Raw genomic sequence first — 12,838 nt, 5'->3', positions numbered from 1 at the left:
TCTCTCAGGTAACCGCGACAGAGGGGGCACAACCGGACATTCGTCCGGCGTGCACCCTTTTGCCGGAGTCCCCATGGCCGAGCCAGCCGCAAGCCCAGATCCGCAAACGCTCCTGAAGACTCCTCTTCATGCCGAGCATGTCGCCCTCGGCGCGCGCATGGTGCCGTTTGCCGGCTACGACATGCCGGTCCAGTATCCCACCGGAATCATCGCCGAGCACAACCACACGCGCAGCGCCGCCGGCCTGTTCGACGTATCGCATATGGGGCAGGCCTATCTCATCGCCGACAGCCATGACGCCGTCGCTGCCGCCCTGGAAACCCTGGTGCCGGCCGATATTCTCAATCTCGCCCCCGGTCGCCAGCGCTATACCCAGTTCCTGAACGATGAGGGCGGCACACTCGACGATTTGATGGTGGCGCGCTCGACCGACCCCGCCGAAGACGGCAAGCTCGCCCTGGTGGTCAATGCCGGCTGCAAGGAAGCCGATTTTGCGCTCCTGCGCGATAAGATCGGCGACAGCGCCCAACTGGTCGTCGCCGCCGACTATGCCCTGCTCGCGCTGCAGGGCCCTCTCGCTGCCGCCGTGCTGGCGGATCATTGCCCGGACGCTGCAGCCATGCCCTTCATGGCCTCCCACCGCTCGACCTTCGACGGCATTGCGGTCGGCCTCTCCCGCTCGGGCTATACCGGCGAGGACGGCTACGAGATTTCGGTTCCCAACGACAAGGCCGTTGCGCTCTGGCGCACGCTTCTCGCGGACGAACGGGTCAAGCCGATCGGCCTCGGCGCCCGCGACTCGCTGCGCCTGGAAGCCGGCCTGTGCCTCTATGGCCATGAACTCGATCCCACGATCTCGCCGATCGAGGCCGGTCTTCTCTGGTCGATCCAGAAGCGCCGGCGCGAACAGGGCGGCTTTCCCGGCGCTTCCCGCATCCAGCGCGAAATCGCGGAAGGGCCCGCTCGCATCCGCGTCGGCCTCAAGCCGGAAGGGCGCTCGCCCGTACGCGAGGGCGCGGCCCTGAAGAACCAGGCCGGCGAGACCGTCGGCATCGTCACCTCGGGCGGCTTCGGCCCCACCGTGGCCGGCCCCATTGCCATCGGCTATGTGGCCCCTGCCCTGGCGGCCGAAGGCACCGGCCTCACCGTCGAATTGCGCGGCAAGGATGTGCCGATCCAGGTCGTACCGCTGCCCTTCGCCCCGCACCGCTTCCACCGTTCCTGAGCTATCCAGAGATTGAGGAAAACCATGGCCACGATCAAGTTCACCAGCGACCACGAATATGTGTCCGTCGAGGGCGACGTCGCCACGATCGGCATCACCGACTACGCCCAGTCGCAGCTCGGCGACGTGGTGTTCGTCGAGCTTCCGGCCACCGGCAAAGTGCTCAAGCAGGGCGACGAAGCCGCGGTGGTTGAATCGGTGAAGGCCGCCAGCGAAGTCTATGCCCCGGTATCCGGCACAGTGATCGAGGCGAACGAAGGCCTGCCCGACTCTCCCTCCACGGTGAACGAGGACCCGCTCGGCAAGGGCTGGTTCATCAAGATAAAGCTCTCCAATCCGGCCGAGCTCGATGCCCTCATGGACGATGCGGCCTACAAGGCCCATATCGGAGCCTGATCCATGCGCTATCTACCCCTGACCGCCGATGATCGCAGCGCCATGCTGGCGAAGATCGGCGTCAACGGCATCGACGATCTCTTCGCCAACGTCCCCGCCGACAAGCTTCTGAAGGCGCCCCCCGTTCTGCCCAATACCAAGAGCGAAATGGCGGTCGAGAAGATCATGACCGCCTTCGCCTCGCGCAATGTGACGGCGTCCTCGGTGCCCTTCTTCGTCGGGGCCGGCGCCTACAAGCACCACGTGCCGGCAACCGTCGACCATCTGATCCAGCGTTCGGAATTCCTCACCTCCTACACGCCCTATCAGCCCGAGATCGCCCAGGGCACGCTGCAATATCTCTACGAGTTCCAGACCCAGGTCGCGTTGCTGACCGGCATGGAAGTCGCCAATGCCTCGATGTATGACGGCTCGACCGGCACGGCCGAGGCCGTGCTGATGGCCCATCGCGTCACGCGCCGCTCCAAGGCGATCCTCTCCGGCGGCCTGCATCCGCACTACACCGATGTGGTGCACACCATCTCGAAAATGGCCGGCCATCACGAAGTGGCCATGCCTGCCGACGTCGACGGCAGCGAGGATCTGATCGCTGAGATCGACGGGGAAACCTCCTGCGTGGTGGTGCAGAACCCGGACGTCTTCGGCAATCTGCGCGACCTTACTCCGATCGCCGAAGCGGCGCACAAGGCCGGCGCCCTCTTGATCGCGGTGTTCACCGAAGCGGTTTCGCTCGGCCTCGTCAAATCGCCGGGCGAAATGGGCGCCGACATCGTGGTCGGCGAAGGCCAGTCGATCGGCAATGCCCTCAATTATGGTGGGCCCTATATCGGCCTGTTCGCGACCAGGCACAAATATGTACGCCAGATGCCGGGCCGCCTGTGCGGCCAGACGGTGGACGCCGAGGGCCGGCGCGGTTTCGTGCTGACCCTGTCCACCCGCGAGCAGCATATCCGCCGCGACAAGGCGACCTCCAACATCTGCACCAATTCCGGCCTGTGCGTGCTCGCCTTCACCATCCACATGGCGCTGCTCGGCGAGAAGGGCCTGCGCAAGCTCGCCCGCGTCAACCACGCCAATGCAGTGAAGCTGGCCGACATGCTGGCCAAGGTGAAGGGTATCGAGATCATCCAGAAGAGCTTCTTCAACGAATTCGCCATTCGGGTGCCCGGCAGTGCCGCCTCGCTCTTAGAAAAGCTGGCCGCCAGGGGGATTCTGGGAGGCGTGCCCTATTCGCGGCTGTCGCCCAATGCCGAGCTGAAGGATCTGTTGATCATCGCTTCCACCGAAGTGAATACCGACGAGGACCGCACCGCCCTCGTGAGCGCCCTGAAGGAGCTGGTCTGATGTTGAACCGTCAGGGACGCCCCTCCTCCCCCGGCGATGGCGCCGAGGCTTCCCATCCCACCTTCACCGGCAACCGCGCGCTCATCATCGAGGAAGCTTTGCTGTTCGAGACCGGCCGCACCGACGTGACCGGCGTCGACGTCGAGGAGGTCGAGGAGTTCGAGCCGAGGCTCGGTTCTTTCGAGCGCAAGGATCCGATCGGCCTGCCCGGTTTCTCCGAGCCGGAGGCGATGCGCCATTTCGTGCGCCTGAGCCAGAAGAATTTCGGCATCGATACCGGGCTTTTCCCGCTCGGCTCCTGCACCATGAAGCACAATCCGCGCCTCAACGAGAAGGTAGCGCGACTGCCAGGCTTTGCCGATATCCATCCGCTGCAGCCGATCTCGACCGTGCCCGGCGCGCTGGCGGTGATCGACCATCTCGCCCATTATCTGAAGACCCTCACCGGCATGCCGGCCGTAGCGATGAGCCCGAAGGCCGGGGCACATGGCGAGCTTTGCGGCATGATGGCGATCAAGGCCGCCATCGCGGCCAGGGGCGAAGGCGGTACGCGCAAGGTCGTGCTGGTGCCCGACTCGGCCCATGGCACCAATCCGGCCACTGCCGCTTTGATCGGCTTTTCGGTGGAATCCATCCCCGTGCGCGAGGACGGCACCGTCGATCCGGCCGAAATCAAGAAGGCTTTGGGGCCGCACGTCGCCGCGATCATGCTGACCAACCCCAACACCTGCGGCCTGTTCGAGCGTGATATCCGTGCCATCGCCGATGTGGTGCACGAGGCGGGCGCCTATTTCTACTGCGACGGCGCCAATTTCAACGCCATCGTCGGCAAGGTCCGCCCCGGCGATCTCGGCGTCGATGCCATGCATATCAACCTGCACAAGACCTTCTCGACGCCCCATGGCGGCGGTGGGCCGGGCGCGGGGCCGGTGGTGCTTTCCGACAAGCTCGCGCCCTTCGCGCCCTTCCCCTATGTCGTCAATGCCCGCGTGCTGGTCGAGCGGGCCGAAGAGGTGATGAATGGCGAGACGCCCTTCGGCCGCCTCACCGCCTTCCACGGCCAGATGGGCATGTTCACGCGGGCGCTGACCTATATGCTCTCGCATGGCACCGACGGCATGCAGCAGGCCTCGGAGGACGCGGTGCTGTCCGCCAACTATATCCGCGCCAGTCTGCAGGATTTGATGTCCGCCCCCTTCGGCGACCAGCCCTGCATGCACGAAGCGTTGTTCGACGACACCTGGCTCAAGGACACCGGCGTGACCACGCTCGATTTCGCCAAGGCGATGATCGACGAGGGCTATCATCCGATGACCATGTATTTCCCTCTGGTGGTGCACGGCGCCATGCTGATCGAGCCGACGGAGAGCGAATCCAAGGCCTCGCTCGACCTCTTCATCGCCACGCTGCGCGACCTTGCTTTGGCCGCCAGGCGCGGCGAGACGGAGCGCTTCTCCGGCGCCCCCTATCACGCACCGCGCCGGCGCCTGGACGAAACCAGGGCCGCCCGCCAGCCCGTGCTGCGCTGGACGCCGCCGGAGCCGATCAAGGACGCAGCGGAATAGGATCATCATTCCCGCCGGTCACAAGTCCGGCGGGATTTTCACATCATCGGGCAAGGCATGGGCTTCTTCCAGCTCTTCATTGACCGTCATCTCGATACCGAGACGATCAAAGGCGCTGTCCGGCACTATTTCGAGCCGGACCGGACGATCGCCTATTTCGGCTCCAAGGACGAGATGATCGAGAGCTGGGATGCGGGTAGCGACACGCCGCTCGACGTCCATGTCATCGTGCGGCCCCTGAGCGAAACCTATCCTTTCCTGATGGAAATCTGGCAGCCCGGCGCTGACTCGATCGAGGAGGAGCGGCGCTTCGCCCTCTATTTTTCGAAGGCCGCGGATTGCCGCTCAATCATCACAGACGAGGAACTGAACCCCTATAGCTGGTATTGCGTGCATCCATCGGGAACGATCGAGACGATCTACCTCACCGATGCCGATATGGGCACCGAGGAGGGCTGATGCCTGCAGGGCAATTGCCCTATCCCCGCCGATGCTCGCTTACCTTCACCCGCCCTGGCGCGAAATGGGCCTCCAGCACCGGCAGGGCACGGCGGGGGTCGCAGCGCCCGCACATGAAGATGTCGAGGGCGGCATAGCCGGTCTCGGGCCAGGTGTGGATGCTGATATGGGACTCGGCGAGCAAGGCGACGCCGGTGATGCCGCCGGTGTCGCCGAAGCCGTGCAGCTTGACGCCGAGCACCGTGGCCCCGCAGGCGGCCGCGGCCTCGCGCAAGGCGTGCTCGATGCCCGCGGCGTCGATGAGGCCCTGGCAGTCCCAGAAATCGATGAGCAGATGCAGGCCGGGGGCAAAGGCCCGGGCCTGGACGGCGGCTCCGTCCGCCATCAGAGCCCTCCCCGTCTCCGAGGTTTGTGCCTGCACTGCCAATGGCTTTCCCTGCTCTGCCCGCGCCATCACAGCACCGTTTCGAAGGGATGGCCACTATAGGCCATGGCCTTCTCCGCCGCACGCACGCCATGCGTATAGGCTTCCTCGAAGATGGAAACGCCGCTCATGTCGGAATGGGCGGTGAAGATCGGCGGCCGCTGCTGCAGTCCGGCCCGCCGCTGCCCGCCCCAGATGAAGCCCGGCACCGGCCGGATCATGGCGTGTCCCCAGATCCAGACATCGGCCCGCTCGACATGGCCTTCGAGCTCGGGATGCACGGCAAGGAGTTCCTTCAGGAAGACCGCCTGCCATTCCGCCAGGGGACGGGCAAGAGCCTCGCGGCGGGCGTCCTCGGGCGGCAGATGGCTGATCGGCCAGTAATAGGTCAGCACCGTCTTGGTCGGGCGCATCTGCGTGATCTGATGGGTGGCGACGACATAGCCGAGCAGGGGGCTGTCGAATACGACATTGTCCCAGCTCAGATTGGCGCCGGTGCCGCCGGGCAGGCGGCTCAGCGTAATGTTGGCGACCGCCCAGGGCGCATAGGAGAAGCCGGCGGCAAGGTTCTGGTCGCGCAGCAGCCGCGCTGTGACGAAATGCGGCGTCGCCAGGATGGCGGCCTTCGCCTCGATGCGGAAGACCTTGTCTTGAGCCGCGTCCCAGACGTCGACGGCGACGCCGCCCTCTCCGGTCTCGACGGCGTAGGCCAGAGAGCGCGTCCGTATGCGGGGACCGAGCGCTTCGGCGAGGCGGCGCGCGAGATAGCCATTGCCCTCCGGCCAGGTGACCAGGCCCTGGTCCTCGGCATCGGCGCCGCGGCCATTGCGGGCAGCGAAATAATGGATGCCGGCCCAGGCCGACACGTCGCGCGAGCGCGTGCCGTAGTCGTCGCGGCAGCAATAGTCGACATACCAGGCCAGGGACGGCGAGCGATACCCCTCCCGCTCCATCCAGGCCGTCATGGTGATGCCGTCGAGCGCCATCAAATCGGCATCCTGCGAGCTCAGATCGAGCGGAATGGCGAAGGCGCGCCGGCCGTCACTGCCGATACGCTGGCGAAACGCCTTCATCGCGGCAAAGAAGCGCTTGCCGTCGGCCTCTTCATCGGCGTCGAGACCGATAGCGGGCATCAGGCCTTCCTGCCAGCGCCCATAGCGATAGAGCCGCTCCGAGGGATCCGCGCAGAGGGCATATTCGTCATAGATGGCCGTGCCCTTGGCGTCATAGCCGGTGATGATGCCGAAATCCCGGAACAACGCCCTGACAGCCCTCGCCTCCTCGGTGAGCAGCGGCACGTAATGGGCACCCCAGGGGAAGGCACAGACCTCGTTGCGGCCGCCGGCGGCATTGCCGCCGGGTGAAACCTCGAGATCGAGCAGCAGGAAATCGTCATAGCCGGCCTTGGCCAGGCGGTAGCCCGCGCCGAGACCTGCGATCCCCCCGCCCACGATGACGACACCCGTCCTGCGGGTCTCACGGGCAACCGCGAAGGACCCGCTTCGCAGCCTGTGGCCGATACGGGAAGACGCCCCCACCAGTTCCCCCGGCACGGGACCGCCCTCGCCGCCGCCCGGCGGGCCCCCGCCCGCCAGCAAGTCTCCGCCGACCAGGCCCGCACCGGCCAGGCCGAGCGAGGCGGCCCCCAAAGCGAGGAATTGCTTGCGGCTGATCCGGGTCACGGTGAAGGTCGCCCTGAAAGCGGTAAGCTCGAAGCCGAATGTCTAATAAATGAGGTAATTGCCCCACTCCTCGTCGAAATAGCGCACCAGCGGCTGGTCATCGAGGCGCTGGATGGCGGTGGCGACATGGGCCATGTCGGGCGGGAACTGAAACATCGCCTGCATGGTCGTGAGGTCGAGGAAGCGCAGCCCCTCGGGCAGGCGGTCCGGCTGATGATAGGGCGAGAAGGAGCCGATGATGAAGCCCCACTCCCCGAAAGAGGGCACGAAGAGGTGATAGGCCGCGGTCTGATAGCCGGCCGCCGCCAGCGTGTTGTTGACACACCAGAAGGATTTGCGCGCGACCAAAGGCGAGGTGCTCTGGATCACCACCAGGCCATCTTGGTTCAGCGCCGATTTCAAGAGGCGGTAGAAGGTGAGCGAATAGAGCTTGCCGATCGAGAAATTGGATGGGTCGGGCAGATCGATGATCACCGCGTCGAAGCGCATCTCGGCCGGTTTCTGCTCGCGCAGCCAGAGGAAGGCGTCGGCGTTGATGAGGGTTAGCTTGGGCGAGGACAGCGAACCCCCATTCAGGCCCGTCATCATCTCGTTGTGTGAGAACAGCCGAGTCACGGCCGGATCGAGATCGACCATGGTGACCGCCTCGACCGCCGGATATTTCAGGACCTCCCGCAGCGCCAGCCCGTCGCCGCCGCCGATGATCAGCACCCTGCGCGGTGCCTTGAGCGCGCTCATCACCGGATGCACCAGCGCCTCGTGGTAGCGATATTCATCGAGTGAGGAGAATTGCAGGTTCGAATTGAGGAAGAGGCGGACGTCGCGCTGCTGGCGCGTGACCACGATGCGCTGATAGGGCGTGGATTCGGCGTAAACAACCGTGCCCGGATAGGCACTCGCCTCCGCTACCGACTGGATGCGTTCGGACCAGACGAAGCCGGCGCCGAGCGCGATCAGAACGACAAAGGCAGCCACCTTGTGCGCGCCGCGGCGGAGTATCGGCGCCTTGATCGCATACAGCACCCAGATCGCCACCAGGGTGTTGAGGATGCCGAACAGGAAGGCCGAGCGGATCAGGCCGAGATAGGGCACCAGCACCAGCGGAAACAGCAGGGAGGCGAAGAGCGCACCGATATAGTCGAAGGTGAAGACCTTGGAGACCAGGTCCTTGAAGGCGAGCCGCCCTTCCAGGATGCGCAGCAGCAGCGGAATCTCGATGCCGACCAGGATGCCGATCACCCCGACCAGGGAATAGAGCCAGAGGCGGAAAGAGGCGACATGGTCGAACAGGATGAAGAGGGCAGCAGCCGAACTGCCACCGACCGCCCCGACCAGCAACTCGATACGGACGAAATGGCCGAGCAGGTCGCGCTCGATATAGCGTGAGAGCCAGGAGCCGACACCCATGGCGAAGAGATAGGTACCGATGATGGTGGAGAACTGCGTGACGGAATCGCCGAGCAGATAGCTCGCCAGCGTGCCGGCGATCAGTTCGTAGATCAGCCCGCAGGTTGCGATCACGAAGGCCGAGAAGAGCAGCAGGATTTCCACGAACGCGCCTTACCCCAATCTGCTTCGAGACTGCTTCTTCCTGGGACCACAGGAGTCTCGCCTGCTCTTTCTATCGGCCTGCCTCTGCGCTTCCAAGTGCAGGCGAGACGCCTGCGGTCCCTGGAGCATTAGGGCCATCAGCCATGGATGGCCGAGGCGATGATGATGGCGATGCCGAGCGCCACGGCGCCCAGGAAGATCGCCAGCGCCGTGTTCCGTTTCTCGCACAATTCCTTCCAGACCTGCACCTTCGGGGTCAGCAGGTCGAGCAGCCAGAAGGCGATGACGAAGACGACGAGGCCGATGCCGGAATAGACCAGCGAGGCAACCACATATTTCAGTTCGATCAGGCCCGAGACATCCATGAAAGCCCCCTATTTATGATATGAATAGCCGCCGCCGGAGCTTCTACCGCCGCCGAACCAGCCGGAGGAGCCGCCATCGTCGCTGCTCCTGATGCCGCGGCTGGTCGTCTGTTTGCCGTGCCACATAGTGGCCAGCGAATAGCCGCCGAAATTGCCGAGGGTCATGCCGAACACGACCGCAGCGGCGTAGATCATCTGCATCCTGCTCACGTGTCCTCGCTTTTGGAACTGCTGCTGGAATCATCGCTGGACGAGGAACTATCGTCGTCATCGTCGTCGCTCGACGACCACCAATTGCCGGTTCCGGAATCGGAGTCGCTGCTGGCGCCGCCGGCGATGAAGCCTCCCGCCGCCAGACTGCCGGAAACCGAGGGCGCTTCCTCTTCGATGCCACCCTGTTCCCAGCGGTTCTGTTCGAAACGCCTGTCCCGGAAGAAACCGAAGCCGGCACCAACGGCCAGGAGGCCGACGGCACCGAGATAGTTCGACCAGATCGGCACGTCGTGGCGGACCATCACGGTGAACGTCTCCGAAGGCAGGGGCTTGGGCGGTGCGGGGGCGATGGCGGGCTGCGAGGCAGGTGTACTGCCGGCCTGGCCATTGTTGCGCAGCCAGGTCTGCAAATAATCCTCCCGCGCGACCATCGGCGTGGTCTCCGCCACCTTGCTGAACAGGCCGGCATTGGCATCGATCAGCAATTTGTAGGTGCCCGCCGGCACCGGCGCCAGCAATTCGCTGGTGCGCTCGGTGACCCGCCCGCTGCTGTAATTCTCCAACCCCTGGGTGGCGCGATAGCTGCGATTGGTCTCGACATTGACCAGAGCGACGTCGAGCTCCAGCCAGTCATCCTTCAGTTCGGCGCTGGTCTCGAACTCGACATTGCCACGGCCGTCGAGGCGGAACGGCTCGGAAGCGAAGGTCTTGCCCTTGTCGGCGGAGGTCAGGGTGAAGGTCTGCGAGGCGACCTGGCGCCCGGGCGAGAGGGCGAGCGAGCCGAACTGCAGCAGCGTCGCCACGCCGAGCGCGGCGAGCGGTACCCTCAGCCAGCGCCGGTGCGGATTGGGCTGGTTGACGCCGGGTCCATGGCGTTCGTCCGCAAGCGGCAGCTTGAAGGCTTCGGCCACCTGACTGGGTTCGAGATAGATGCCTTCGGAGACGATGATTTCCTCGTCGTTGCTCTCCACCATCAGCCGATGAGGCGACGCGATATAATCAGCCGTCTCGGTGACATCCGCCGTGGAAGCCCGCCAATAGAACTCGCCGGCGACATATTTGGTGCGCGCCTGCCCCTTGCTGAAGAAGGCATAGCGGCGCCCCTCGACCGTGAGGTCGATGGTGCTGCCGGCCGCCGGCACGTCGCGGGTGAGCATCTTCACCACGGTCCAATGGCCGGCTTCCCGAACCAGGAAGCGATAGCCCCGATAGGGATTGAAGAGCAGATATTCGATCCACTCGTAATATCCCGTCCGGTCGCTCCGGCGCATATAGCCGACGACCTCCCATTCGACGTCCTGCAACCGCCCGCGGGTGCCGATCGGAATCTCCGAGGGTTCGAGCGCGGCCTCGGCCTTCTGGATGATGCGCAGATTCTCGTCGGCGACGTCGATCAGCGAGGAGCACTGGCTGCAGGTGGCGCTGATCGACTGGCCGACGGCGCGCAGCGTCACCGACCCGCCGCAATTGGGGCAGGCAAAGGTTCGCGGCCGACCGGGAGGCCGCGGCGCAGGCACGGATGGTGCCGATGGTGGCGGTGCGAGAGGCTCCTCCATCACCAGCCCTCCAGCGGCCTGAGATTGGAGAAGCGCAAGGCATCCCATTCGAGATAGCGACCCAAATAGGCACTGGCCTCCTCGCCATCATGTTCGAGCGTGGCGAATTCGCCATCGGCACCGACACAATCGATCGACACGGTGCGCCGGCCCTTGGGGGCTGCGAAAGGCAATTCGCCTTCCGAGCCCAGGCAGGTCGCCAGCTTGATGTCGACGGCCCTGAGCTGAACGCCATTCACCGACACCGAAAAGCCCGGCCTTATGTCGGCAGCGCCATTCTCGCTCGCCGTCAGCAGCGGCCGGCAGCGATCCAGCGCCTCGCGCACGCCGCCCCAGGAGGTCTCCTCCGCCTCCAAGCTCACCGAGAAGAAGCCTTGCGCCTCGCCGATCCAGCCTTCCCGGCCGTCATCCATCAGCATGTGCCATTCATTCCACAGCCCGTCGCTCCAGCCGATCTTCAGGCGCCCGATAATGGTGAAGGACTGCCCGTCGAAGACACCGCCGGTGCCGAGCTGAAGGGGGCTCATGTCGTCGGGCAGCGCCGCCATCACGCCGAGCGACGTCACGTCGACATCGGTTCGCACCACCATGGACTGGCAATAGGCACAGACGGCATAGACCGACTGCGCCGACCGGAACACGACATCCGCTCCGCAGGAAGGGCAGGCGAATTTACGCATTGGGCCTCGTATGGATCACGGGATTGACCGGCCTGTTCGGCCAGATGACCGTTCCGAAATTAGGGCTTCGTCATCCCCGGCGAGGCCATAGGCCGAGGGAAGGGGATCCAAGGGCCGATAGGTGTGATTCATGGCCCCTGGATCCCCTTCCCTTCGCTCTCCCTCGCTACGCTCGTGAGTAGCTCAGCCGGGGATGACAGGCTCTTCAATTCGTTTATCGGCAAACGGTTCTCAAGCAGAGTTTCCCGGCGAGCGGGGCGAAGTCCGGCCTATTTGATCCGTGACAGCAGTTCGGCCTTCTTGGCGTCGAATTCCTGCTGGGTCAGGATGCCCTTGGCCAGCAGCCCGCCGAGCTTTTCCAGGAGCTGGATCGGATCCTCCGCCGGCTGCGCAGGCGCGGCCGGCTGTGCGGGCGCTGACGGGGCCGGCGCCGCATTGGCAAAGCCCTGCGCCATGGCCTGGCCTATCGCCATGCCGGCGCCGAGCCCTGCCCCAGCCCCTGCGAGGCCACCCGGATTCTCGGCCGCCAGCGGGATGGATTCGGCCGTCTGGAACTGGGCGTAGCGATTGAGGTCGCCCAGCATGTTCATCGAACTCGCCTTGTCGAGGATACGCTGCAGTTCCTCCGGCAGCGACAGGCTCTGGACGTAGAAGCTCTTGACGTCGATGCCATAGTCACGCAGCGCCGGGCGGATCGCTTCCGCCAGCTTCTGCGAGAAGGCCTCCTGATTGGCGGCCATGTCGATGAAGGCGACATTGCTCTGGCCGAGCGTCGAGGCGATGGCGGTGAGCACGGCGCCGCGAAGCTGGCCCTCGATCATCTCGGAGGTGCAGCGCTCGGCCGTACCGACCAGGCGCGACCAGAACGCGCCGACATCGCCGATGGCATAGGAATAATTGCCAAAGGCGCGGATGCGGATCGGGCCATATTCCTTGTCGCGGATGGTGAGGGGCTGGGTGGTGCCCCATTTGCGGTCGATCTGATCCTTGGTGTCGAAGAAATAGACGTCCGACTTGAAAGGCGATTCGAAGAACTTGTCCCAGTTCTTCAGATAGGTCAGCACCGGCAGGGTCTGCGTGGTGAGCGTATAGGTGCCGGGGCCGAAAATATCGGCGATCTTGCCTTCGTTGAAGAAGGCCGCCTTCTGCGTCTCGCGCACCACGAGCTGGGCGCCGTTCTGGATTTCCATGCCGGACATCGGGAAGCGGTAGGCCAACAGCCCCGGCTCCTCGGCCGTCCATTGGATGACATCGATAAATTGCTTGGAGATGAAGTCTAGAATGCCCATGCCCGTATGCTCCATACCGACGGATCGCAAGCCGCAGACAGCCTACTCTACCTAGCACGCGTGGCAATGGGAAAGGGTAACCCAAGGGA

General features: G+C 64.6%; 13 protein-coding genes. 5 read left to right on the top strand and 8 right to left on the bottom strand.

The genetic code is table 11. The annotated features are described in order from the left end of the window. Positions 1 to 73: 73 nt before the first annotated feature. The 5 genes from gcvT to AB4037_RS02305 are packed head-to-tail and all read left to right on the top strand — an operon-like array spanning position 74 to position 4,989. Positions 74 to 1,225, top strand: coding sequence for a glycine cleavage system aminomethyltransferase GcvT (gene gcvT / locus AB4037_RS02325; RefSeq protein WP_441770400.1), 1,152 nt, complete (start codon positions 74 to 76; stop codon positions 1,223 to 1,225). Between the two features lie 24 nt (positions 1,226 to 1,249). Continuing rightward, positions 1,250 to 1,621 carry a glycine cleavage system protein GcvH gene (gene gcvH, locus AB4037_RS02320; protein WP_322430885.1) on the top strand — a complete coding sequence of 124 codons (372 nt, stop codon included), beginning with the start codon at positions 1,250 to 1,252 and terminating at the stop codon, positions 1,619 to 1,621. A 3-nt stretch (positions 1,622 to 1,624) separates the two neighbouring features. Further along, complete coding sequence (gene gcvPA / locus AB4037_RS02315) at positions 1,625 to 2,965, top strand: aminomethyl-transferring glycine dehydrogenase subunit GcvPA (protein WP_441770399.1); 1,341 nt, start codon at positions 1,625 to 1,627, stop codon at positions 2,963 to 2,965. Further along, the gene (gene gcvPB, locus AB4037_RS02310; RefSeq protein ID WP_441770398.1) at positions 2,965 to 4,530 is read left to right on the top strand and encodes an aminomethyl-transferring glycine dehydrogenase subunit GcvPB; all 1,566 of its coding nucleotides are present in this window, start codon (positions 2,965 to 2,967) and stop codon (positions 4,528 to 4,530) included. The genes gcvPA and gcvPB overlap by 1 nt, the downstream gene beginning before the upstream one ends. A gap of 57 nt (positions 4,531 to 4,587) precedes the next feature. Beyond that, positions 4,588 to 4,989, top strand: a complete 402-nt coding sequence (locus AB4037_RS02305; RefSeq protein WP_441770397.1) for a hypothetical protein — start codon at positions 4,588 to 4,590, stop codon at positions 4,987 to 4,989. Positions 4,990 to 5,008: 19 nt separating this feature from the next. Here the strand turns inward: AB4037_RS02305 and speD are convergent, their stop codons facing one another. From speD to AB4037_RS02265, 8 genes are all read right to left on the bottom strand, one after another. After that, complete coding sequence (gene speD / locus AB4037_RS02300; RefSeq protein ID WP_441770396.1) at positions 5,009 to 5,374, bottom strand: adenosylmethionine decarboxylase; 366 nt, start codon at positions 5,372 to 5,374, stop codon at positions 5,009 to 5,011. Between the two features lie 68 nt (positions 5,375 to 5,442). Continuing rightward, complete coding sequence (locus AB4037_RS02295) at positions 5,443 to 7,095, bottom strand: FAD-dependent oxidoreductase (RefSeq protein WP_441770395.1); 1,653 nt, start codon at positions 7,093 to 7,095, stop codon at positions 5,443 to 5,445. 42 nt (positions 7,096 to 7,137) lie between these two features. Beyond that, positions 7,138 to 8,646 carry a polyamine aminopropyltransferase gene (locus AB4037_RS02290; RefSeq protein ID WP_441770394.1) on the bottom strand — a complete coding sequence of 503 codons (1,509 nt, stop codon included), beginning with the start codon at positions 8,644 to 8,646 and terminating at the stop codon, positions 7,138 to 7,140. 137 nt (positions 8,647 to 8,783) lie between these two features. Beyond that, complete coding sequence (locus AB4037_RS02285) at positions 8,784 to 9,011, bottom strand: DUF350 domain-containing protein (RefSeq protein ID WP_434957692.1); 228 nt, start codon at positions 9,009 to 9,011, stop codon at positions 8,784 to 8,786. Positions 9,012 to 9,020: 9 nt separating this feature from the next. Beyond that, positions 9,021 to 9,206 carry a hypothetical protein gene (locus AB4037_RS02280; RefSeq protein ID WP_441770393.1) on the bottom strand — a complete coding sequence of 62 codons (186 nt, stop codon included), beginning with the start codon at positions 9,204 to 9,206 and terminating at the stop codon, positions 9,021 to 9,023. A gap of 11 nt (positions 9,207 to 9,217) precedes the next feature. Continuing rightward, positions 9,218 to 10,780, bottom strand: a complete 1,563-nt coding sequence (locus AB4037_RS02275; RefSeq protein ID WP_441770392.1) for a DUF4178 domain-containing protein — start codon at positions 10,778 to 10,780, stop codon at positions 9,218 to 9,220. Beyond that, positions 10,780 to 11,460: a DUF4178 domain-containing protein gene (locus tag AB4037_RS02270; protein WP_441770391.1), complete on the bottom strand. Its 681-nt coding sequence runs from the start codon at positions 11,458 to 11,460 to the stop codon at positions 10,780 to 10,782. The genes AB4037_RS02275 and AB4037_RS02270 overlap by 1 nt, the downstream gene beginning before the upstream one ends. A 269-nt stretch (positions 11,461 to 11,729) precedes the next feature. Continuing rightward, positions 11,730 to 12,749, bottom strand: coding sequence for an SPFH domain-containing protein (locus AB4037_RS02265; RefSeq protein WP_441770390.1), 1,020 nt, complete (start codon positions 12,747 to 12,749; stop codon positions 11,730 to 11,732). Positions 12,750 to 12,838 lie beyond the last annotated feature (89 nt).

It is taken from the genome of Labrys sp. KB_33_2 (assembly GCF_052114505.1).
Taxonomy (GTDB): Bacteria; Pseudomonadota; Alphaproteobacteria; order Rhizobiales; family Labraceae; genus Labrys.
Note: the sequence above shows the minus strand (reverse complement) of the source record. Positions and strands in the feature narration are given on the sequence as shown.